Annotated in this window: 22 protein-coding genes; 8 read left to right on the forward strand and 14 right to left on the reverse strand. The window is 65.7% G+C overall.

All coding sequences use genetic code 11. From position 1 onward, the window contains the following. The 3 genes from RS899_RS20825 to RS899_RS20835 form a co-directional block, all read right to left on the reverse strand. A complete protein-coding gene (locus RS899_RS20825) occupies positions 1 to 1,173 on the reverse strand; it encodes an ABC transporter permease (RefSeq protein WP_024762715.1) in 1,173 nt (390 codons plus the stop codon). Then, positions 1,155 to 2,126, reverse strand: a complete 972-nt coding sequence (locus RS899_RS20830) for an HlyD family secretion protein (protein WP_054910114.1) — start codon at positions 2,124 to 2,126, stop codon at positions 1,155 to 1,157. Before RS899_RS20830 ends, RS899_RS20825 begins: the two co-directional genes overlap by 19 nt. Before the next feature lie 84 nt (positions 2,127 to 2,210). Then, positions 2,211 to 2,693 carry a phosphate-starvation-inducible protein PsiE gene (locus RS899_RS20835; RefSeq protein ID WP_024762713.1) on the reverse strand — a complete coding sequence of 161 codons (483 nt, stop codon included), beginning with the start codon at positions 2,691 to 2,693 and terminating at the stop codon, positions 2,211 to 2,213. A 169-nt stretch (positions 2,694 to 2,862) separates the two neighbouring features. Between RS899_RS20835 and RS899_RS20840 the strand changes: the two genes are divergently transcribed. Together RS899_RS20840 and RS899_RS20845 are read left to right on the forward strand one after the other, a co-directional pair. Beyond that, positions 2,863 to 3,144, forward strand: coding sequence for a DUF3509 domain-containing protein (locus RS899_RS20840; protein ID WP_315807972.1), 282 nt, complete (start codon positions 2,863 to 2,865; stop codon positions 3,142 to 3,144). 270 nt (positions 3,145 to 3,414) lie between these two features. Continuing rightward, on the forward strand, positions 3,415 to 3,681 hold the full coding sequence (locus tag RS899_RS20845; protein WP_024762711.1) for a YebG family protein: 267 nt from the start codon (positions 3,415 to 3,417) through the stop codon (positions 3,679 to 3,681). Between the two features lie 18 nt (positions 3,682 to 3,699). On the opposite strand, the gene RS899_RS20850 is transcribed toward RS899_RS20845, so the two are convergent. After that, positions 3,700 to 4,734 carry a Glu/Leu/Phe/Val dehydrogenase family protein gene (locus tag RS899_RS20850; RefSeq protein WP_054910116.1) on the reverse strand — a complete coding sequence of 345 codons (1,035 nt, stop codon included), beginning with the start codon at positions 4,732 to 4,734 and terminating at the stop codon, positions 3,700 to 3,702. Between the two features lie 155 nt (positions 4,735 to 4,889). Between RS899_RS20850 and RS899_RS20855 the strand changes: the two genes are divergently transcribed. Beyond that, a complete protein-coding gene (locus RS899_RS20855) occupies positions 4,890 to 5,699 on the forward strand; it encodes a SirB1 family protein (protein ID WP_054910117.1) in 810 nt (269 codons plus the stop codon). A 4-nt stretch (positions 5,700 to 5,703) separates the two neighbouring features. Here RS899_RS20855 and RS899_RS20860 read toward each other — a convergent pair whose 3' ends face one another. From RS899_RS20860 to RS899_RS20870, 3 genes are all read right to left on the reverse strand, one after another. After that, positions 5,704 to 8,232 carry a LuxR C-terminal-related transcriptional regulator gene (locus tag RS899_RS20860; RefSeq protein ID WP_315807973.1) on the reverse strand — a complete coding sequence of 843 codons (2,529 nt, stop codon included), beginning with the start codon at positions 8,230 to 8,232 and terminating at the stop codon, positions 5,704 to 5,706. A gap of 194 nt (positions 8,233 to 8,426) precedes the next feature. Further along, positions 8,427 to 9,797 (reverse strand): DUF1329 domain-containing protein, encoded by a 1,371-nt coding sequence (locus RS899_RS20865; protein ID WP_054910119.1) that lies wholly within the window; start codon positions 9,795 to 9,797, stop codon positions 8,427 to 8,429. Positions 9,798 to 9,819: 22 nt separating this feature from the next. Beyond that, entirely contained in the window at positions 9,820 to 11,631 is a 1,812-nt protein-coding gene (locus RS899_RS20870) for a DUF1302 domain-containing protein (protein ID WP_315807974.1), read from the reverse strand. A 304-nt stretch (positions 11,632 to 11,935) separates the two neighbouring features. On the opposite strand from RS899_RS20870, the gene RS899_RS20875 reads away from it, so the two are divergent. The 3 genes from RS899_RS20875 to RS899_RS20885 all read left to right on the forward strand — a co-directional run bounded on the left by RS899_RS20875 (position 11,936) and on the right by RS899_RS20885 (position 14,617). Continuing rightward, positions 11,936 to 12,688 (forward strand): AraC family transcriptional regulator, encoded by a 753-nt coding sequence (locus tag RS899_RS20875; RefSeq protein ID WP_371914070.1) that lies wholly within the window; start codon positions 11,936 to 11,938, stop codon positions 12,686 to 12,688. A gap of 113 nt (positions 12,689 to 12,801) precedes the next feature. Continuing rightward, positions 12,802 to 14,223, forward strand: a complete 1,422-nt coding sequence (locus RS899_RS20880; protein WP_315807975.1) for an FAD-binding oxidoreductase — start codon at positions 12,802 to 12,804, stop codon at positions 14,221 to 14,223. A gap of 46 nt (positions 14,224 to 14,269) precedes the next feature. Next, positions 14,270 to 14,617, forward strand: coding sequence for a cupin domain-containing protein (locus tag RS899_RS20885; RefSeq protein WP_315807976.1), 348 nt, complete (start codon positions 14,270 to 14,272; stop codon positions 14,615 to 14,617). A gap of 182 nt (positions 14,618 to 14,799) precedes the next feature. Here the strand turns inward: RS899_RS20885 and RS899_RS20890 are convergent, their stop codons facing one another. The 5 genes from RS899_RS20890 to RS899_RS20910 all read right to left on the reverse strand — a co-directional run bounded on the left by RS899_RS20890 (position 14,800) and on the right by RS899_RS20910 (position 18,772). Then, positions 14,800 to 15,570: a crotonase/enoyl-CoA hydratase family protein gene (locus RS899_RS20890; protein WP_315807977.1), complete on the reverse strand. Its 771-nt coding sequence runs from the start codon at positions 15,568 to 15,570 to the stop codon at positions 14,800 to 14,802. A 124-nt stretch (positions 15,571 to 15,694) separates the two neighbouring features. Beyond that, positions 15,695 to 16,606: an SDR family oxidoreductase gene (locus tag RS899_RS20895; RefSeq protein WP_024762702.1), complete on the reverse strand. Its 912-nt coding sequence runs from the start codon at positions 16,604 to 16,606 to the stop codon at positions 15,695 to 15,697. Between the two features lie 112 nt (positions 16,607 to 16,718). Beyond that, positions 16,719 to 17,012, reverse strand: coding sequence for a hypothetical protein (locus RS899_RS20900; protein ID WP_024762701.1), 294 nt, complete (start codon positions 17,010 to 17,012; stop codon positions 16,719 to 16,721). Positions 17,013 to 17,084: 72 nt separating this feature from the next. Then, complete coding sequence (locus RS899_RS20905; protein ID WP_315807978.1) at positions 17,085 to 17,990, reverse strand: alpha/beta hydrolase; 906 nt, start codon at positions 17,988 to 17,990, stop codon at positions 17,085 to 17,087. Further along, on the reverse strand, positions 17,990 to 18,772 hold the full coding sequence (locus tag RS899_RS20910; RefSeq protein WP_024762699.1) for a class II aldolase/adducin family protein: 783 nt from the start codon (positions 18,770 to 18,772) through the stop codon (positions 17,990 to 17,992). The genes RS899_RS20905 and RS899_RS20910 overlap by 1 nt, the downstream gene beginning before the upstream one ends. Positions 18,773 to 19,194: 422 nt before the next feature. Here RS899_RS20910 and RS899_RS20915 point away from each other — a divergent pair, with 422 nt between their 5' ends. Next, the gene (locus RS899_RS20915; RefSeq protein WP_233298999.1) at positions 19,195 to 19,908 is read left to right on the forward strand and encodes a WbqC family protein; all 714 of its coding nucleotides are present in this window, start codon (positions 19,195 to 19,197) and stop codon (positions 19,906 to 19,908) included. Positions 19,909 to 19,911: 3 nt separating this feature from the next. On the opposite strand, the gene RS899_RS20920 is transcribed toward RS899_RS20915, so the two are convergent. Both RS899_RS20920 and RS899_RS20925 read right to left on the reverse strand, forming a co-directional pair. Next, positions 19,912 to 20,598: an LrgB family protein gene (locus tag RS899_RS20920; RefSeq protein ID WP_064979867.1), complete on the reverse strand. Its 687-nt coding sequence runs from the start codon at positions 20,596 to 20,598 to the stop codon at positions 19,912 to 19,914. Beyond that, positions 20,585 to 20,962, reverse strand: coding sequence for a CidA/LrgA family protein (locus RS899_RS20925; RefSeq protein ID WP_024762696.1), 378 nt, complete (start codon positions 20,960 to 20,962; stop codon positions 20,585 to 20,587). The genes RS899_RS20920 and RS899_RS20925 overlap by 14 nt, the downstream gene beginning before the upstream one ends. Positions 20,963 to 21,075: 113 nt before the next feature. Between RS899_RS20925 and RS899_RS20930 the strand changes: the two genes are divergently transcribed. After that, positions 21,076 to 21,963, forward strand: coding sequence for a LysR family transcriptional regulator (locus tag RS899_RS20930; protein WP_315807979.1), 888 nt, complete (start codon positions 21,076 to 21,078; stop codon positions 21,961 to 21,963). The last annotated feature ends 59 nt before the right edge of the window (positions 21,964 to 22,022 follow it).

The following is a 22,022-nucleotide window of genomic DNA, read 5'->3' on the forward strand; positions in this document are numbered from 1 at the left end:
TTACGCCGGGCTCAGGTCGAGGCGCCGACGCAGGCGCATCTTGGCGATCATGTAGGCGATCAGCGGGTAGAGCAGCAGCTTGCAGCAGGTATAGAGCCCGGATTCGGCCGGTGCTCTGCGCAGGAACTGGTCGAACAGGCCGTGCAGGGTATGGGTCAGCGGCTCGGCCTCGGAGATGATGCGGGCGATCTGCGGCATCGCCAGCTCCGGCAGCAATACGCCGGAATAGGTCTGCGCCACACCGATCAGCAGGCCGATCAGCGAATAGGCGCTGAATCGGTTGGCGGTAAAGATGAACAACATCAGTCCCACGCTCTGCGCCGCAGCCACATAGCAGACGGTGATCGCCAGCATCCACCACGGATTGCCGTTGATCCGCGCGCCATTGATCTCCACCAGCAGGAACAGCTCGACCATCAGCAACGTACTGAACAGCAACGTGTAGGGCGCCATCTTGCCCAGTAGACGCGCCCCAAGAGCCTTGGCCCGCAGGATGTGTGGCGAGGACGCGCGCAGCTCCGGTGCCTCCCGGGCCAGCACATGTACCGTGGCGACGATCACGAACAGCTGCAGCAGATGCACGATGGCGGCGAACTGCTGGAAGTAGATGTAGTTGCCGCTGGCATTGAACAGGCTTTCATAGGACACGCTGATGCTGGCCAGCGCCGGCATGCTGCGATCCATGCCCACGGCCAGGCGTGGGCGCAACTCGGCGTTGACCGAGCTCATCAGGCCGCTGAAATCCTGGGTCGAGTAGAAGCCGGCGGAATAGAACAGCGAGTTGTAGTAGAGCTCGGCAACCGGCTGGCGGCCCGACAGCGCATCCGCCTCGAAGTCGCGGGGGATATACAGCAGCGCATAGTCGTCGGCCATGCGCAGGCGGCGCAGGCCTTCCTGCAGGCCGCCGCCGAGCACCTCGACCTTGGCGTGGGAGCCGGCATCCAGCTCACGCACGATGCGTCGCGACAGGCTGCTGTGGTCGGCATCGACCACCGCCACCGGCATGTCCAGCAAGGTGCCCGCCTGGTACACGCCGCTGATCACCACGAACAGCAGCAACGGCCAGAGCCAGCCGAGCCAGTGGATGGTCCAGCTGCGCAGGGCGACCCGCGTCTCGCTACCGAAGGCCTGGGCGAAGCGCCGCAGGTTGCTTCTTACTGCTTCCACTGCCACAGCGCGCTCATCCCGGGCCTCAGGCCTGGCACCGGTTGCTCCGGATAAAGGCGGACCTCGAAGGTCTTCAGGTCGAAGTCACCGGTGGCACGGGTGGCACGCTTGGTCGCGAAGTCGCCCAAAGGTGCGATATAGCTGACCTTGGCCTTCACCTCGGCGCCCTTCAATGCCGGAACCTGGATGGCCACTTCATCGCCTTTCTTCACATCCGCGAGGATGTCTTCCCGCAGGTTGAAAACGAAATAACTGTCGGACAGGCGCACCAGCGTGAGCAACGGGCTGTAGGCATTGACCAGCTCGCCCTGTTCCGCCGGGATCGGCCCGACTTCGCCATCCACCGGTGCCACCACGTTGAGGTCGTCGGTCTGGGCCTGCAGCTCGAGGATCTGCGCGTCGGCCCGGCGCACGGCAGCTTCCAGCGCCTGCCGGCGCTCCTCGCGGTCGCCCTGGTTGCCCTGGTCGAGATTGGCCTGGGCCTCGGCGACGCGGTTGCGCGCCACGTCGCGGCCGCGACGGGAGAGGTCCATCTGCGCCTGGGAAACGAAGCCGCGCCCGGCCAGTTCTTCATTGCGCTGGTACTCCAACTCGGCATTGCGCAGCTCGGCCTGGGCCTGGGACAGGCTGGCCTGCAGGGCGCGCAGGGTTTCCTCGCGGGTGCCATGGAGAGATTCGTCGAGATTGGCCTGCACCTGATTGCGTGCAGCACGCAGGGAGTCCAGCTGGGCCTGCAGCTCCGGGCTGCTGAGGGAAATCAGCACCTGGCCCTGCTTCACGTCGTCGCCACGCCGCACATGCAGCACTTCGACCCGCCCCTTGGCCTTGGAGGCGACAATGACGTTGGTGGCGTCCGCTTCACCCTGCAGCAACAGCGGCTGGGTATGCAGGCGCAGGTAAAGGGTGATGGCAATGATCACCAGGATCAGCAGGGGTGCGAACAGCTTCCATCCCTTCATGGAGTGGTCTTCTCAGGCGGCGGATGCACCGATGGTAGTGCATCCGCCGCCCGAGCGGCGGCTCTGGATCAAGCCGGCGGGCGATCAGCGCTCGTCGTCGCTGATCAGATCGCGTTCACCGCCACCCCGTTGCGAGGAGCTCGGCGAGGGGAAGCGCGAGGAGGCGTAGCGCACCACGAGGATCGCCAGCGCCAGCAGCAGCAATGCCACCGAAACCAGGATGATGCCGTCGTCGGGCACGTGGTTGTGCTGGATGTCGGCGATCATCAGGCGGGTCAGCGCGGTCATCGCCACGTAGATCAGGAAGCGCACCGGCATGTGGTTGGTCTTGAAGTAGATGCCGACCATCGCACCCAGTTCGAGGTAAATGAACAGCAGCAGGATGTCGTCGATGCTCGCATGGCCCTTGCCGACCATCTCGCCGAAGGCCACCGCTGCCGACCAGAACACCGTGCCCCCGATGGCGAACAGCGCCAGGTAGTGGAAGCCCTCCACCAGCAGATTGCCCAGGGATTCGGCACAGCCGTGCATCCGTTCGCTCAGGCGCTCGGCCCAGTTCTGTTTCATTCGTCGGTTCTCCGCAATACAAGGCTTGGTTGGCGTGAAGCCTGCAAGTGCTACGCCATTGATCTTGCGCAGTCATGGCACAGATCGACTGCGCGAATATGACTGCGAACTTTTTCGGCTGCGCCCCGGTCCATCCAGAGGCACGCCCCACAACAGGCAGGAACGAGTGATGGATAGTCCCTTTCAGACACTGACCGACGCCTTTCAGGACCAATACCGCGTCAACTTCAGCGTTGAACGGCCCGACGGCAGCATCGTCCTTACCCTCTCCACCGAAGAGGGTGTGACCGCGCGCCGGCTGATCCGCACCCCACAGTTGCAGGACCCGGAACAGCTCCAGCGCTTCATCCAGAGCATCCGGTTCGGCATCGCCATCGAGCAAGGCGGCACAGCGCCGCAGCTGCTGGCTGCCATGACGCGCGGCGATAACGGCCTGCCGATCGCGTCCTGACGTTCCCCTCTGCAAGAATTCCTTCCCTCAGAGCCATCTGACTGACGATTCATTGCGCCAGTCACCTGGCTCGCTGGCGCGCGCCAACAGGGCGTGCGCACCGCTTTGGGCCGCCGACCGATGGTGGCCAGATACAGGCACTTCCCCTTCCTGCGTCTACGCTGCTGACAACGATTCGCACACCAGCAGTAGCATTGCGCAATCATTTTACTGTATAAACAACCAGTAAATTTGCTCCCCCCAATCAAAGAGAAGGCACAGAGGTGATGAATGGCCGTCGAAGTGGTGTACCGCAGCAGCCGCGATCCGGAGCGTCTGTTCATGGATAAGGCAGAAGCCGACCGGCACGACAAGATGCTGGAACTGGCGGAAACGCTGGCCGAGGTACTGGAGAAGGCGGTGCCTTCGCTCAAGGAAGATCAGCTCGAGGAGATCGGCATCTTCATGGCCAAGAATCGCGACGCCTTCGCCCGGGCCTTCAAGAACCAGCCCGATGCGCTCAACGACATCTTCAGCGAGGGCGCCGCCGAGGAGTGACGCACGGCGGCACGAAGCTCAGTGCCCCGAATATTCCCCGTAGAGAATCCGCTCAGCCAGCTTGTCGGCCACCCGGGCCGGCGACAGGTGATCGGCCTGTGCGTGGGCATAGACTTCGGTCAGGCGCTCGGCGATACGAGACAGGTGCGCGGTAATGGTCGGCAGTGACTCGCCCTGGTGCTGCAGGGCCACGTAGATCAAGCCGCCGGAGTTGATCACGTAGTCCGGTGCATAGAGGATGCCCCTGCCCTCCAGTTCATCGGACACCTCAGGGTGCGCCAGCTGATTATTGGCCGCCCCGGCGACGGCAGCGCAGCGCAGGTGGCCGACCACCTGCGACGTCAGCACACCGCCCAGCCCACAGGGCGCAAGGATGTCGCAAGGGGTGGTGAGCAACGCTTCATTGGGCACCGGGCGCGCCCCCAGTTGCTCCACGGCGAGCTGAACCTTGCCCGCGTCGATATCGCTGACCAGCAGTTCGGCGCCCGCCGCTGACAGATGTTCGGCCAGCGCAAAGCCCACGTTCCCCAGCCCCTGGATCGCTATGCGCAACCCATCGAGGTCATCACTGCCCAGGCGCGCCTGGGCGCTGGCGCGGATGCCGGCGAACACACCCAGAGCGGTATGCGGAGAGGGATCGCCGCCGCTGGTGGTGCTGGTGACATGGCGGGTGAACTGGGCGATGCAGTCCATGTCGGCGCTGGAAGTGCCGCTGTCCACCGCCGTGATGTAGGCGCCGCCGAGGGTGTCGATCATGCGGCCGAAGGCTTCGAAGAGTTCGCCACGGTTGTTGACGTGAGGCGCACGCAGGATCACCGCCTTGCCGCCGCCCTGGCGCAGGCCGGCCAGCGCCGCCTTGTAGCTCATGCCCTGAGCCAGGCGTGCGGCATCACGCAATGCGGCATCCTGGCTGGGATAGGGCAGGTAGCGACAGCCACCCAGGGCCGGCCCGAGCCGGGAGTTGTGGATGGCGATGATGGCCTTGAGTCCCGTGGCCGGGTCCTGGAAGAGATGCAGCGACTCGAGCCGGGTGGCTTCCATCATGTCGAACATGGCGGCGCTCCCTTGCTGTGGGTGGACAACGGTCCGTAGACGGACCTTCCTGAGTATAGGCAGCGCCTGTCACATCACCTTCACGGGCGACGACCGCACCACTGGACGAGCGCCCATTGCTCCGGTTACAACCGCAGGGTCAGCCGGAGAACGCCATGGACCCGCGTCAAGCCTGCCTTGCCTGTCTTGCCCAGGACCCGCCAGCCCTGTTCGAAGCAGCCCTGTGGATCGCCACCGAGCACGAGCCGCACCTGCCGCCGGAACATGCGCTGCGGCTCTTCGACTCGCTCGCGCACCAGGTCGCGGTGGCGCTGCCGCAGGGCACCGGCGATGCGGAACGCGCGCAGTTCCTGCTGCGCCGGTTGAGCGAACTGGGCTTTGCCGAGGATGACGCGTACCCATTGCACCCGCGCGCCGCCCTGCTCCCCCAGGTTCTGCAACGCCGCCACGGCCAACCGCTGTCATTGGCGCTGATCGCCCTGGAGATGGCACGCCGCAACGGCATCACCCTGGTCGGCGTGAACTTCCCCGGTCGCTTCCTGCTGCGGGTGCCCGGCGCCGACCACCTGCTCGACCCGGCCACCGGCCGCCGTCTTTATACCCGCGACTGCCGCGACCTGCTGGCTCGCCAGATGGGCGCCCATGTCGAGCTGTCCGCCGAGCACCTGCGCACGGCCAGCGCTACCGATATGCTGCAGCGCCTGTCACGCAATCTGCGTCAACTACACCTCGCCGCCGGGGAACCACTGGCGGCATTGAAGGATGCCCAGCGTGTGCTGGAACTGGGGCCACCCAGCGCCAGCGACCACCTCGCGCGCGCCGACCTCTACCATGTACTGGACTGCCCGCAGGCGGAACGCTACGACCTCGAACGGGCCATGCTGCTCAGCGACGATGCCGCCGAGCAGATGCGCCTGGCCCAGCGTCTGGCCGACATCAGCGTGCCGCCCAAGGCACTGCACTGACGCCTCAGACCTTCAGCAGCCCCAGTTCCTTCGCCCGCGCCACCGCCTGGGTGCGCCGCTCCACGCCGAGCTTGCCGTTGATCCGGCGTGCATGGGTCTTCACCGTGTGCAGGGAGATGTACAGCCGCTCGCCGATTTCCAGGTTCGAACACCCTCGGGCGATCAATTCCAGTACCGACAGCTCACGCAGGCTCAGCAGGTTGTGCGGGGCCATCTCGCCGGCATGCGGGCGCAGACCGAACAGGCCCGGCTGGCGGCGCTGGGTGTCGCGCAGGGTGGAGAGCAGGCCGAAACGCTGGGCCAGGGCAACGCCCTCGTCCAGCGCGCCGCGCGCCTGGTCCAGGCAGCCGGCGATGAAATGGACTTCGGCCAGCGCCAGCCAGACGTCGCAGGCCAGGGTGTTGCGTCCCTGGCGCAGCAGGTCCGGCAGCATTGCCAGCAGCCTCTGCTGCGCGGCATCCACGTCGCCGTCGTAGAGCTCGGCCAGCGCCAGGTGGTGTTCGACCCGCAGGATCTGGTCCGGCGCCGCCGCCGGCGGGCAGAGGGAGTCGGTACGGTAGCGCGCGGCCACGCGTTGCAGGACTTCCCGCGCCGGGCCCGCCCGGTTCTGCCGCAGGTTCAACGCGCCGCTGGCGAGCAGCAGCGGGCCACGGTAGATGGGTTCCGGCACATGCTGCAGCTGCATCAGCCGCTCGACCTCGAGCAGGCGACTGAAGGCGCCGTCGGTGTCGCCGTCCAGTGCATCCAGCCAGGCCATGCCAGTGAAGCCGTATATCGAGCTCGGGTCCTGGCTGCGGCGGGTTTCGTTCAACCCGGCAATGAACAGTTCGCGGGCCTCGTCGTCACGCCCCTGGCGCAGGCACAGCCAGCCGCGGCGCAGCGCGACACGGCCGGCCATGGCGTTGCAGGTGATGCGCATCTCGTCGAGGTATTCCTGCACCCGCGCCAGCAGCGCATCGGCGCGCTGCAGTTCGCCGCGTTGCTCCAGCCATTGGGCGCGGTCCAGTTCCAGCAGCGCTTCGAACGTGGTGCTGCCTTGCAGGCGCGCCCGCCGCAGCGCCTCGCGGTTGATCAGCCGTGCCTCGGCCAGGCGCCCTTCGGCCTGGGCCTGCTGGGTCAGCGCGGAGAGGCAGATCAGGGTCTGCGCCCAGGCCTCCTCCGGCAGGTGCGCCAACGCCTCGCGCAGTTGCTCGCGGGAGCCACGCAGGCCTCGGGCGTGGGTAAGCATGCCGTTGAGCCCTTGCCATTGGGCGATCAGCGCACGCTGGCGGTGCTCGCCGGGCATCGGCAGGAAACGATCGAAACCGGTCAGCAGCGCTTCCACATCATCCAGCCGACCGACGAACAACAGCGTCCAAGCATTGAGGATAAGCAGGCGCGGGGTGCTGCACAGCAGTTCCTCGGGCAGCGACTCACGCAGTTGCAGCACACGCTCGACATTGCGACCGTGCAAGAGCTGCTCTTCGGTCAGGCGCTGCAGCAGGCTGGCGGAGACATCCGGCTGCTCGGCGTACAGGGAGTGCTCGAACGCCGAGTGGATCTCCCCGCACTGGGTGAACCACTGGCAGGCGCGCCGGTGCAGGGTCGCCGCCGGCCAGCGGGACAGGCTGGCCAGCGCCGTGGCGAGCATGGGCGCCACCTGGAACCAGTGCTGGGTGTTGTCCACCACTTCGATCAGCACGCCCCAGGCTTGCAGACCGTCCAGGCCAAGGCCGGGCTCATCGAACAGGTAATCGCAGAGTTCGCGGTTGAAGCGGGCAATCTGCGCGAGGCCACAAAGCGTCTCCGCCAGCTCCGCCGGCAGGCTCGCGAGGACTTCGCGTTGCAGGTAATCCTGCAGCAAGCCATTGCCGGTCTCGGCGACCTGGGTAGCGCAAGGCGCGATGGGCTCATTGCCCAGGCTGAGCAGGCGAAGGCGCACGCCGGCGAACCAGCCATGGGTCGCGTCCTGCAGCGCCTGGCGCTGGGCCTGGGGCCATTCCAGGCCGGCGGTCTGCAGGTAGGCGTCCAGCTCGCCCTGGGTCAGGGCCAGGGTGCTGGCACCCAGCTCCAGCAGCTCGCCTTCGAGCAGCAGGCGGGTCAGGTTGCAGGCCGGGCGACGGCGGCTGGCCAGCCACCAGCCGATCAGCGGAGAAGCGACAGCAAGCAGGCGGTCGAAGCAGTCGTCGAGAGCGGGATCGGGTGCGCGGGGATAGTCATCGAGCATCAGCCAGACCGGCTCGCTGGCGTTTTCCAGCCAGCTCGCCAGTGCCGCCTCGCCGGCCCAGGGCACGCCCAGTGCCTCGCCCAGCCGCTCGCAGAACTGCTCCGGCTGCAACGCCCGGCCCCCAAGCCCCAGCCAGACCACGCGAGTTCCCGCCGGTGCCAGGCGTGCACATTCGCTCATCAGCACCGTTTTGCCGCAACCGGGCGGCGCCACCAGCAGGCGCAGGCGGCACTCGGTGGCACTCAGGCTGGCATGCAGCCGTTCGCGGGGCAGGTGCTGGCGGGGCAGGCGAGGCAGCGCCGCGCTGTGCTGGGCGATTGTCGACATGGGCTTCTTCCGGCCATTTGCAGGCCAGACTATGCCGCTGGGCAGAGCGGGCAAAGGACCATCAGCCAGATTCATGGGACGGTATAGCGCAGACTGCGCTCAGGCCCGAAGTAGAGGCGCGCCGCTTGGCCGGAGCACAAAAAAGAAACCCGGCATCCACTAGGGATGCCGGGGCCAAGGAGCGGAGTGTTACTTCAGCGAACGCCGGTGTTACGCAGTGCCGCCGGCGTGAAGTCGGCCATGCTGGCCTTCTGGCCGAACTGGTAGCCACGCTTCTCTTCGTTGTTCAGGCCGAAGGTCACGTAGCGGCCGGCGAGGATGTCGTACAGCGATTCGGCGGCGTAGCCGGTGGCGAGTTCGGTGTAGAAGGTCATCTCGTGGCCTTCGCCGACACGCCAGAGTTGCCCGCGACCGTCATACAGCTCGGACACCGCGATCTGCCAGCTGTCCTCGTCGAGGTAGAAGTGGCGCTGGCCGTAGATGTTGCGCTCGCCGGACTTCAGGGTGCCCACCACTTCCCACACACGGTGCAGTTCGTAACGGGTCAGGTCCTGGTTGATGTGGCCCGGCTTGACGATGTCGTCGTACTTGAGCTCCGGCGAGTTCAGGCGGTAACTGTTGTACGGAATGTACATCTCGCGCTTGCCCACCAGTTTCCAGTCGTAACGGTCCGGTGCGCCGGAGAACATGTCGTAGTTGTCCGAGGTGCGCAGGCCGTCCGAGGCGGTGCCCGGGCCGTCGTACGCAACCTGCGGGGCGCGGCGAACGCGGCGCTGGCCGGCGTTGTAGATCCACGCCAGGCGCGGCTCCTTCACCTGGTCCAGGGTCTCGTGCACCAGCAGGACGTTACCGGCCAGGCGCGCCGGCGCCGTTACCTGCTGCTTGAAGTAGGTGAGGATGTTGCCGGTCTTGCTGACATCCTGGTCACCCATGTTCTGCGGCACCGCAATCGATTCCTCGAAGCGGATCGGCGTGTAGCTGCCGTTGGTCTGCGGCACAACCTGTACCACCGAGCGGGAGATGTTGCCGCCGTGGTAGCGGGTCAGGTGGTTCCACAGCGCCTGCACGCCGTTCTTGGGCAGCGGGAAGGCGTAGTAGCGGCTCTTCTCGAAGTTCTCCAGACCGTTGCCGTCATTGATCGGCTGGACGAATTCGGCGCTGCGCTTGATGGCGGCGTAGATGTCGTCAGGCAGCGCGAAGGTGCGGTGGGTCTTGTATACCGGGATTTTGTAGGTATCCGGGTAGCGCTTGAACATCGCCAACTGGCCGGCGGAAAGCTTGTCCTTGTACTGGTCGGCGTTCTGCGCGGTGATGGTGAACAGCGGCTTCTCATCGGCGAAGGGGTTGGAAAGGAAGCCCTTGCCGTCGAGCTTGCCGGCGGTGCGGGAGATGCCGCCGGTCCAGGCCGGGATGCTGCCGTCGGCGTTGCCTTCCTTCTGCGAGCCCATGGGCGTCAGGGTCGTGCCCAGCTTGGCCACTTCGTCGGCGGACACCGCCGCCATCACGCCACAGGACAGCAGGCTCAGGGCCAGCGCGCCGCATTGGAGGATTCTTGTCGTTCTCATGTCGATTCCTTGAGCAGGCAGGTCAGAAGTTCACGCCGAAGCTGAGCGACAGGAAGTCCCGGTCGACGATGGTGTTGTAATCGCCGCCGAAGAAGTTCGTGTAGTTCAGACTCGCGGTGTAGGTGTTCTGGTAGTCCGCATCGATGCCGACGCTGGCCGCCTTGCTGCCTTCGTTGAAGACCGGGCCGTAACCGTGCACGTCGTGGGACCAGGCGATGTTCGGCTTGAGGTTCACCCCGGCGAAGACGTTGTTGTAGTCCCAGATGGCGCGGGCGCGATAACCCCAGGAGGAGGAGGTGTAGAAGCCGCCGCTGCCGTACTCGTTACGCGCGGTGGCGTTCTCCGGGACGCCATAGACGGAGTCGCGACCATAGCGCTCGCCGACTTCGTCGGTCATGCCACCAACGTAGGTCATGCCGACTTCGCCCACCAGGGTGACGCGGTCCGCGCCCATGGTCTGGTCAAAGAAGTGGGTGAAGGTGGTCTGCGCCTGGGTCACTTCCTTGCGTACGTAGCCGTGGCTGATCTGGTTGGCCTGGGCCAGCGCACCAGCCGCCCCACCGGAGGTGAAACCGCCGACCACGGTAGTGGCGAGCAACGGCGTCATGTCGGTGGTGTTGAGCTGCAGCGGCATGTTCGGCCGGTAGCTGATCTCGCCGTTCCACGCGGTGCCGGTGGGCAGGGTGGTGGAGAAGCTCAGGCCGTAGAGGCGGATGTCCTCCGGGTACTCGAGGAAGTAATTGCCGCGACCGAGCAGCAGCGGTTGTGCGAGTGCTGCACCACCCGGCACGGACAGCGCGCGGAGCACGTTGCCGATGTCGGCGGTGCCGGCATTCTTCATGCTCACGATGGGCGTGCGGCTGTGGTAGTTCATGGCGTAGGCGCCGTACTCCACATCGCTGCCCAGCCAGCGCAGGGCCAGGCCCCATTGGCCGGAGTCGCGTGCATCGTGGTCAGCGCCGCGCGGCACCATCAGGCCTTCAGGGGTGACGGTGACGCCCAGGGAATTGAGCAGCGCCTTGGTCGCCGGTGCGTTCAACGAGTTGACCGTGGCCGGGTCGAGAATGTTGTAGTTGGTCTTGCAGCCGTCGGCCGCCACGTCGGTGGTGGAGAAGAAGGTGCCGCAGTTGTCGAGCACCGTCTGGTCCCACTCCAACTGGTAGAAACCTTCGACGGACAGGCTGTCGGTCAGGCTCTGCGACAGATAGAGCATGTTCACCGGGATCAGGCCTTCCTTGATTTCCGAACCGGGACGGCGGAAGGCGGAGACGTCGATGGGGTTGATGGTGTTGATGCTGTTACCGATGAAGGTGCTCTCACCCCAGCTCACCACCTGCTTGCCCAGGCGCACGGTGCCGGGCATGTCGGCGATCGCGTAGTTGTAGTAGCCGAAGGCGTCGAGCAACTGGGCGCCGGAAGCCTTGGCGCCTTCCTTGCGGCCGTCGTCCGAAAGGTCCTTGAAGGCGACGCCTTCATCCTTCAGACGGAAGTCATACCAGTACTTGCCCCGAGTGAAGACGCCGAAGTCCCCGTACTTCAGCTCCAGGTCGTGGATGCCCTTGAAGATCTTCGAGAAGGTATGGCCCTTGCGGAAGTTCTGCCGGCCATCGTCGTTGGTCTGGGTCATGCCGTGGCCGCCATTGGCAGCCCCGATCAGATCCTCTTTCGGACTCTGGGTACTCCAGCTGGCCCCCACGGACAGACTGGAATCGAACTGACCCTCGATTTCCCCGATATTGAAGTTGATTGCCTGAGCCTGGGTGGCGCATCCCAGGGCGACAGCGGTGGCGAGAAGTTGCGGTTGGAAGAATCCGCGCCTTGTTTTTGTTGTCATGCGGCTCTCCTGACGGTGTCTAGGTGGCCTTACCCTACTGAGCGACCTGACGGGGAGTAAGCGCTCCAAGGTGGTATTTGGCGTGTCGCCCGAAAGAGTGAATCCCCCCTCTGCCATGGGCTCTGGCGGGCGATATTGGCGCAGGCGATGACGGATCATCGAGACGATGGATAGTGCGTTGCACCCGGCAGGTGCTTTGCCACTACCCGAGAAGCGCCGTCTGGGGCATTCTTAGCCCCCTATGCATGCCATCGACCAACGCCCGACCGACAGCCACCTCACCGAGCAGACCCGCGAGGTGGTGCTGCGCTACCACCAGTGCTGGAAGCACCGCGACCTCGAAGCGGTGCTCGCGCTGTATCACCCGCAGGTGCAGTACAACGACTTCTTCCAGAACCGCACCCTGGGCTACACCGACCTGCGCGACTACGTGCAGGCCACCATGCCCAGCCGCCCGGAAGAGTTCCTCGACCACATCGACCGCATCCGCGTGGACGGCGACACCGCCTTCATCCAGTACCGCATCGCGGTCACCCTGAGCGGCCGCCTGGCGACCTTCCACTCCAGCGAAGCGATCACCGTGCGCGACGGCCTGATCTGGCGCATCAACGAATATGCTTCGGTCGTGCGCGAAGGCGGCGAAAGCCGTCCACAGGCCATCGACCCGCGTCCGGCCACCAGCCGCCTGGGCCTCTCGCCGCGCCAGCTCAGCCAGTTGGCCAGCGACCTGGAGGATTACTTCAGCAAGAGCCAGCCTTACCTGGCACCGGACCTGGACCTGACCCAGGTGGCCACGGCCACCGGCTACACGCGCAACCAGATTTCCTACCTGCTCAACCAGGTGATGGGCCTGAGCTTCTACCAGTACGTCAACCAGACCCGCCTGACCCACCTGCTCAGCCAGTTGCGCCCGCCGCTACCTTCGCGCATCGACGAACTGGCCTTCTCCGCCGGCTTCAACTCGCTCTCGGCCTTCTATCGCTGCTTCCGCCAGCAGACCGGCCAGTCCCCCCGCGAGTACCTCAAACGCCTGCGCGAGGAACAGGCAGAGGCCTGATGCGCCCCTGCCGGCGGGTACGCGAGCAATCCTCGCGTACCCGCGCGCACGACAGAACCCCGCGCCAAATCTAGGCTTGCCGACATTCCCCCTTCTTCCTTTTGGAGTCGTCTATGTCGGCATGGCGTCATATCAGTCTGTGGATGAACCAGCTGGACGATGATCTCGTCCCGCGGCCATCCCTGCAGGGCACCCTGGACGTCGATGTGGCCATCGCCGGCGCCGGCTACACCGGTTTGTGGACCGCCTATTACCTGAAGCTGCGCGCGCCGCAGCTGAAGATCGCCATCGTCGAGGCCGAGACCGCCGGCTTCGGCGCATCCGGTCGTAACGGCGGCTGGCTGATGGGCAACATGCTCGGCGAAGACCGCCTGCTCGCCGGCCTGTCGCCCGAGCAGCGCCGCGCGTCCTACGACCTGCTGCACGACATCCCCGATGAAGTGGCCCGCGTCCTCGACCGCGAAGGCATCGACTGCGACTACCGCAAGGCTGGTGTGCTCTACACCGCCGCGCGCTACCCGGAGCAGGAAACCCGCCTGCGCGACTACCTCAAGCATCTGCACAGCGAAGGCCTGACCGAGGACGACTACCGCTGGCTGAGCAAGAGCGAGCTGGCCGAACAGCTGCGCATTCCCAGCGCGCTGGGCGCCATCCACACCCCGCACTGCGCCACCATCGACCCGGCCAAGCTGGTGCGCGGCCTGGCCCGCGCGGTTGAACGCCAGGGTACGCAGATTTTCGAGAAGAGCCGCGTCACGCATTGGGCACCCGGCCTGCTGCGCACCGAGCAGGGTGAACTGAAAGCGCAATGGGTGGTGCCGGCCATCGAAGGCTACGCTGCCGACCTGCCCCCGCTGGGCAACTACCAGCTACCGGTGCAGAGCCTGCTGGTGGCCACCGAGCAGCTGCCCGAATCGGTCTGGGCGGAGATCGGCCTCGACAAGGGCCAGGCCTTCAGCGAGTTCAGCCGCCAGGTCACCTACGGCCAGCGCACCCCGGATAACCGCCTGGCCTTTGGCGCCCGTGGCGGCTACCGCTTCGGCGGCAAGCTGCGCAACGACTTCAGCCTGACCAATGATGAAGTGGAGCTGCGCCGCTACCTGTTCAGCGAACTGTTCCCGCAATTGAAGGACGTGCGCATCACCCACACCTGGGGCGGCAACCTGGGCATGTCGCGGCGCTTCCACCCGCACATGCTGATCGACCGCCGCAACGGCATCGCCCTCGCCGGCGGCTACGGCGGTGAAGGCGTCGGCGCCACCAACCTGGGCGGCCGCACGCTGGCCGACCTGATCCTCGGCCAGGACAGCGCCCTCACCCGCCAGCCCTGGGTCATCAACGACCGCAGCGTGCAGGACGGCCTGCGCGGCTGGGAGCCGGAACCCTGCCGCTGGCTGGGCTACAACGCCATCATCCGCAGCTTCGTGCACGAGGATGACGTGCTGGCCAACCCGAACAGCGCGCCCTGGCGCCGCCGGCTGGCGGAGAAGGTCGCCGCGACCATGGAAAACCTGATGACCTGGAAGGTCGGCTGATCCGCCGGCCTCACCCCTGGATAGAAAGCCCCCACTGGAGCCCCGTATGAAACTGACCCACCTGAAAAACACCCTGCACGCTCAACTCGGTGAGGCGAACCCGGTCGCCGTACCCCTGGGCGAGCCGATTTCGGAGACCCGCGTGGAGTCCATCGAGCGTCCGGACGGCGTGGAAACCGGCATCTGGGAATGCACCCCCGGCCGCTGGCGCCGCCAGATCGTCGAGCAGGAGTTCTGCCACTTCATCTCCGGCCGCGGCACCTTCACCCCGGACGGCGGCGAGCCGATCGCCTTCCAGGCCGGCGACGCCTTCCTGCTGCCGCAGAACAGCCTCGGTATCTGGGACATCCAGGAAACCACGCGCAAGACCTACGTGATCATCGAGCGCGACTGATCGGCCTGTTGGTGCGATGGGAGGGCCGGTGCACGGGCTTTCCGTCGCCCCATCTGCCTGGATCAATGCGCAACGCGGTATCAGCCGGTATCTGTAGGAGCGAGCTTGCTCGCGAACGGATTTACCGGCAGCACCACAGCTGATCGGGTTCGCGAGCAAGCTCGCTCCTACCGTCAGAATCCCTATCCGAACTCCCCGTGCCGCCCCGCTCCGCCGGCAAAGCGCTTCGCCCCGTCCGCCGTCTCGCCGCTTTCGATCACCGCCATTCCACCCTGGAATTCGTTGGCCAACGCCACGTCGAACGACAGCTCCCATTGCGCGAACACGCTCGCCCGATCGGCCAGCATGCAACGCTGCGGAAAGTCGGCGATCTCCCGCGCCAGCTCTTCCGCCGCCTCCAGCGCCGTGCCGCTGGCCACCACGCGGTTGGCCAGGCCCATGGCGAAGGCTTCCTGGGCGCCCACCGGGCGGCCGGTGAGAATCAGGTCCAACGCCCTGCCCTGGCCGACGATCCGTGGCAAACGCACAGTGCCGCCATCGATCAGCGGCACGCCGAAGCGCCGGCAGAACACCCCGCAAACGGCGTCCTCGGCCATCACCCGCAAGTCCGCCAGCAGCGCCAGCTCCAGGCCGCCAGCCACGGCGTAGCCCTCGATGGCGGCAATCAATGGCTTGGAGAGCTGCATCCGGCTCGGCCCCATGGGAGCGTCGCCTTCGGTTTCCAGTCGGTTGCGTCGCTCGCCATCCTCCGCCAGCGCCCCAAGGTCGGCACCTGCGCAGAATGTTCCGCCGGCACCGGTGAGCACGGCGACGCGGGCTTCCTCGTCCTGCTCGAACTCGCGCAGGGCATCGGCCAACGCCTGGGCAGTGGGCAGGTCCACAGCGTTACGCACCGCAGGGCGGGCGATGACCAGGGTGGTCACCGGGCCGTTCTTCTGGATTATCACGCTCATGGCGAACTCCTCGAGCCTGGAAGCGGAAAAGCGAAGGGCCGGCATTCAGCCGGCCCTTTCACCTTACTGCGTTCACCGCCCCGGAACAGCCCCGCTGGCGGTTCCGCCGGTCAGGCTGACCGGATCAGCTGACGTATTTCTGCAGGTTCGCCATCATTTCGCGCAGCGCCTCGACGTTGTCCTTCGGATGCGCGGCATTCTCGAAGTCGCAGATCTGCGCGAAGTTGGCCGCCACGTCCTCGACGCTGAAGCCCTTGCGCGGGTCGAAGCCCACGCCCAGGCTGCGCTCCCAACGCACCTTGCCGATCCAGCCGCCACCCACTTCGAACAGGCCGGAGGTTTCCTGGCAGGCCTCGCTGCCCAGGTACACCACCAGCGGGCTGACCAGCTCGGGCTTGAGCTGCTCGAATACCTGCGGCGGGATCAGGCCTTCGGTCATGCGGGTGCCGCCTGTGGGGGCGATGGCGTTGACGAAGATGTTGTTCTTGCGGCCTTCGATGGCCAGGTTGCGGGTCAGGCCGTAGAGGCCGAGCTTGGCCATGCCGTAGTTGCTCTGGCCGAAGTTGCCGTAGATGCCGGAGGTCGACGAGGTGAAGATCACACGGCCATAGCCCTGCTCGCGCATGAACGGCCAGGCGGCACGGGTCACCTTGTAGGCGCCCTCGACATGGACCTTGTAAACCAGGTCCCAGTCCGCGTCTTCCATCTTGTGGAAGGTCTTGTCGCGCAGGATGCCGGCGTTGTTCACCACCACGTCGATGCGGCCGAATTCCTCGACGGCCTGGCGAACGATCTTCTCGCCGTCGGTCACCGAGTCGTGGTTGGCGATGGCGATGCCACCGGCTTCGCGGATTTCGGCGACCACGCGGTCGGCGGCCGAGGCATTGGCGCCTTCGCCATGGGTGCTGCCGCCCAGGTCGTTCACCACCACCTTGGCGCCGTACTTGGCGAACAGCAGGGCGTGGGCACGGCCGATGCCGCCACCGGCTCCGGTAACGATCACGACTTTTCCGTCGAAGTGCAGGGCATCACTCATGATTGGGGCTCCAGACAGGATGGTTTTTCATCAAGTGTCCGGCAGTCACGATCCGGTCACAACCAAGACGACCGCGGCTGAATGGTGCCCGATAAGGCCAGGGGATGATCCGTCAGCGCATGGGCATGTTCAGGTTGCCACGCGGGCCGAGCTTGAACAGCCACCAGTCGTACTCGCTCCAGAACAGCACCAGCCCCACCGCCGCAAGCATCGCCAACGCAGCGCCAGCGGCAGGCGCCCAGTGCTGCAGGAGCCAGGCGTAGTAACAACCGGCCGCGCTGGCCGCCAGCAGCAGCAACAGCAGCGGAATGGCGATCCAGACGAAGTCCTGGCGCATGTGCAACAACACCCGGTAGCGCAGCGAGCCTTGCGGCTGGCGGACGGGAATGACGGATCTGAGTGGCATGGCAGCGGCCTCCGGCGGAACAAAGCCGGGGAAGCTACCGCTGCCACTCAGAGTGTGCCTATCAGCCAGTTCCTAATCTACGGGCGGATCAGTCCGTACCTGCTCGGCACGATCCTGTCGGAAGGCCAGATAGTGCTGCAGTACCTGCTCCGGCGCCTCGACCTGCGGGTAATGGCCGATCCCGGGCAACTCCACCGTATCGGGATGCGGTATCAGTTCGCGATAGCGCACCACCATGTGCGCGCCGGAGATCGGGTCCTCCGGTCCGTCGATCAGCCGCAGCGGCACGTCGGTGCGCTGCATCGCCCCGACCCAACGCTCACGATGCTCGCGACGGTCGAGGATGTAGTGGATGAGCCGGTGCATGACCTTCGGCCCGTCGTTGTGGCGGATCAGTTCCCAGAAGGTATCCAGCTCCGCTTCGGACGGTTGCGTACCTGGGCCGAACACCTTGGCGAAGTTCTGCGCCAGTCGCCGGCGATCGAAGAGTTTGCCGAAGAAGCCACCCAGCGGGCTGAGCAGGAGTTTCTGCGACAGCACCGCTCGATGAGTCTCCGGGAACAGCCCGCCATTAAGGAAGGCCAGCGAAGCCAGCTTGAAAGCCCCCTCTTCGTGCCGCGCCAGCAGCTCCTGGCCGACGCTGTTGCCGTAATCGTGCACCAGCAGGTGCACCGGTTCCTGCACACCCAGGTGTTCCAGCAGCGACTGCTGCAGGTCGGCCTGTTCGAGGATGCGGTAGTCGTGCCCCGTGGGTTTGGCGGAGTCGCCGAAGCCGAGCATGTCGCAGGCGATAACCCGGTAGCGCTCGGCCAGTGGCTGCCAGAGGAAGTGCCAGTCCCAGGATGCCGTGGGAAATCCGTGGATCAACAGCAGCGGAGCACCGCTGCCGGCGCTCCAGTACCTAATCGGGTGGCCACGGAAGGTGAAGTCGCAGCCCTGCGCGCGCCAGTCGCGCAGGGTGATGCCGGCCAGCGCCATCAGTCGCGGTAGCCGGGGTTCTGCAGGTCCAGCTTGCGCAGCAGTGCCGGCCAGGCCAGCGCGCCCCCCATGCCCTGCTTGCTCTTGGTGACGGCTGCAGCCATGGCGCGGGCGCCATCGAGGATCTGCTGCGGAATCATGATCAGCTCGGCGCCGCCGCCCTGGGCCAGCACCTGGATCTCGCAGGCGCGCTGCAGGGTGAACATCATCAGGAAGGTGTCGGCAATGGTCGCGGAGCAGGTCAGCAGGCCATGGTTGGGCAGGATCATGAAGTTGGCTTCGCCCAGGTCGGCCTGCAGCCGCGCCTTCTCGTCATGGTTCAGCGCAACACCTTCGTAGCCGTGGTAGGCCAGGCTGGAAAGGACGAACAGCGACTGCTGGGAAATCGGCAGCAGGCCCTGCTTCTGCGCCGAGACGGCGATGCCGGCGGCTGTGTGGGTGTGCAGGACACAGGCGACGTCGTGACGTACATCATGGATGGCGCTGTGGATGGTGTAGCCGGCGGGGTTGATGTCGTAGGGGCTGTCCATCAGCTTCTTGCCCGAGGCATCCACTTTCACCAGGCTCGACGCGGTGATCTCGTGGAACATCATGCCGTAGGGGTTGATCAGGAAATCCTCGGTGCCGGGGACCTTGGCCGAGATATGGGTGAAGATCAGGTCGTCCCAGCCCTGCAGGGCGATCAGCCGGTAGCAGGCGGCGAGGTCCACGCGGGTCTGCCATTCGGCGGCGGAGACCTGGTCCTTGACGTTCACGGTGGGCAGCGGATGAGCGGCGTGCATGGTCGGTAGCCTCTTCGTTGTTGTTGTTCGATGGCGCAGTCTAGTCAGCAGCGCGGCGAAGCGACTGTCACGGAACTGACAGTTGGCTCTGTCACTGTCTGGCGAATGTTCCCCCATAAGCGCGGACCGATGAGCCGCCTTGCGCGGCGAGTCTCACCACCTATAGTGGGCGAAGTTGCACTGAGCGGCGCCAGCGGGACCCGGCGCGCCGGCAACTCCTTCCAAAAGCGCAATCCAGACAGTGCGGCAGCCAGATCGCAGGTCCGGGCTGGCGGAAGCGTGCCCGTTTGCCGCCCTGCCCCCGACGCCTGATCCGGCGCTTTCGGTCCACCTGGAAACATTTCGCAATATCTTTGGCACCATTCCGCAGTAGTACCTGGGAGTCGGGAGGAGACTCCAGTTCGGCCAACGAGGCAGCCGACGTGAAACGAACCGCCATCATGCAGCCCTACTTCTTTCCTTACCTGGGCTACTTCAGCCTGATCAAGCACACCGACCTGTTCGTCCTGTTCGATACCGTGCAGTACATCCACCACGGCTGGATCGAGCGCAACCGCATCCTCAAGCAGCAGGACGGCTGGCTGTACATCCGCGTGCCGCGGATCAAGCACCACCGCGAGACACTGATCAAGGACGTGCGACTGGACAACCGCCAGGACTGGCGGCGCAGCCTGTTCTCGCAGCTCGACGTGTACCGCAAGGTGGCCCCTTACTACCGCGACGTACGGGAGATGATCGCCGCCTCCCTGGACCATCCGTTCGAGGACATTGTCTCGCTGAACAAGACCACCCTGGAGGCAACCTGCGCCTACCTGGGCTTCCCCCGGCAGATGCCGGTGCTTTCGCGCATGGACCTGCCGATGGAGCGCCCGAAAGCGCCGGACGAATGGGCACTGAACATCTGCAAGGCACTGGGCAGCGTGGAGGAATACTGGAACCCGCCGGGCGGCCAGAGCTTCTTCGACCGCCGCAAGTACGACGCTGCCGGGCTGACGCTGCGCTTCCAGGAGCCCAAGCTGGTGCCCTACGAGCAGAAGCGGCCGACCTTCGAGGCCGGCCTGTCGATCATCGACGTGATGATGTTCAACTCCCCCGCCGACACCTCGCGCATGCTCGATGCCTACGAGCTCAGCTGAGCCTTACAGGCACCAGGCCAGGACCGGGGCCATCAGCAGGTTGAACAGCCCGGTCAGCACCATCAGCAGCCCCGCCGCCGAACCTTCCTCACCGCCGAACTCATAAGCCCGACTGGTACCCGCGCCGTGGGCGCCAACGCCCAGCAGCGCGCCACGGGCCAGGGCGGAGCGCAGGTGCAGCATTTTCATCAGCACGCCGCCGATCAACGCGCCAAATACCCCGGTGATCATCACGAAAGCCGCCGTGAGCGCCGGCACGCCGCCCAGGTCGTGGGACATCTCCATGGCAAAGGGCGTGGTGATCGAGCGCGGAATCAGCGACAGGGTCACCTGGCCATCCAGCGCCAGCGCATGGGCCAGGGCCCAGGAACTGCCGATGGCCATGGTCGAGCCGGCCAGCATGCCGGTCAACAGCGCCGGCCAGTGGCGCGCAAGCAAGGCGCGCTGCTGCCAGATCGGAATGGCGAACGCCACAGTAGCCGGGCCGAGCAGCGCCACCAGCCAGCTGGTGTCGCGGGCGTAGTCGGCGTAACGGGCCTGCATCGGGATCGCCAGGGCGAACAGCAGCACCGGCACGAAAACGATGGGCGACAACCAGTACTGCTGGAAACGGCGGTAGAGGGTACGGCTGAGCAGGTAGCCGCCCAGGGTCACGGCCAACCAGAACAGTGCTTGCTTATCGAGGCTCATGGCGCGAACTCCTGTTGCACATCCATTCCACCGCCAGGGCAGTGGAGAGCATCACCATCACAGTACTGGCGGTGATCACCAGCAGAATCTTCCAGCCTTCGCTGCGCAGCAGCGGGCCGTAGTCCAGCAGGCTCATCAGGGCGGGGATGAAGAACAGCAGCATCTCCGCCAGCAACAGGCCAGCGCCGCCTTGCAACAGCGCTGGGCGGATCGCCCCGCAGGCGAACAGCACCAGCAGCAGCGCCAGGCCGATCACCCCGCCCGGCAGCGGCAGCCCGGTGAGCGTGGCAACCCAGCCGCCGATCCACCAGAAGGCGACCAGGACGGCGAGTTCGAAAATCAGGCGGGCGGCGCGGCGAAACATGGCGGCGATCTCGATGCGTTGAGTGGGTGAATAAATCGGTTGGGAATGGCGCAAAGCCTACTCCCGCGCCTATCATCCCCAAAGCGAATAGATCGAATCGGAGCCATTCCAGAATGGAATTCAAGCAGCTGCGTACCTTCGCCGAGGTAGTGCGCCACGGCAGTTTCACCCAGGCAGCAGTGCACCTGAACGCCAGCCAGTCGGCGGTGAGCAAGCAGGTTGCGCAGCTGGAGCAGAGCCTGCGCGTACAACTGCTGGAGCGCAGCGGCCCGCACATCCGCCTGACGGCCGCCGGCGAAGTGGTACTGCGCCGCGCCGAAGACATGTTGCGTCTGCGCCGCGAGTTGCATACCGAACTGGACGACCTCACCCACCTGCACCGCGGCGAACTGCGCCTTGGCTTACCGCTGCTGGGCGCCGACGCGCTGTTTGCCGGGCGCTTCGCCGAGTACCGGCGGCGCTACCCGAACATCGACGTGCACCTGATCGAGGGCGGCAGCAAGACCATGGAGGAAATGGTCCGCAGCGGCGAACTGGAACTGGGCGGCGGCCTCACGCCGGACGAGCCTGGCTTCGACTGGCAGCCGTTCTGCAACGAGCCGCTGGACGTCCTGTTGCCGGCCGATCATCCGCTGGCATCGCGGGGAAACCTGGAACTGGTGGAACTGTCCGACACGCCTTTCCTGCTCTACCAGCAGAGCTTCACCCTCAACGACCGCCTGCTGCGCGCCTGCCGCGAAGCCGGCTTCGAACCCAAGGAGGGCGGGCGCAGCGGACAGGCTGACTTCCTCGGCGCATTGGTCGCTGCCGGCCAGGGCGCGGTGCTGCTGCCCCGCGTGGTAGCGAAGGACCTGGAGCGGCCGGGCCTGGTGCGCGTGCTGCTGAGCCAGCCGGACCTGCGCTGGGACATCAGTTTCATCTGGCGGCGCGACGCCTACCTGTCGAATGCGGCGAAGGCCTGGTTGGCGTTGATGGTCGAGATGCCGTTGCATCCGGAGTGAAACCGGTTCGCGAGCAAGCTCGCTCCTACGAAGAGCGCGCGGCACATACCTGTCGGAGC

The sequence above is a fragment of the Pseudomonas sp. C9-3 genome (genome assembly GCF_032392015.1).
Classification (GTDB): Bacteria; Pseudomonadota; Gammaproteobacteria; order Pseudomonadales; family Pseudomonadaceae; genus Pseudomonas; species Pseudomonas nitroreducens.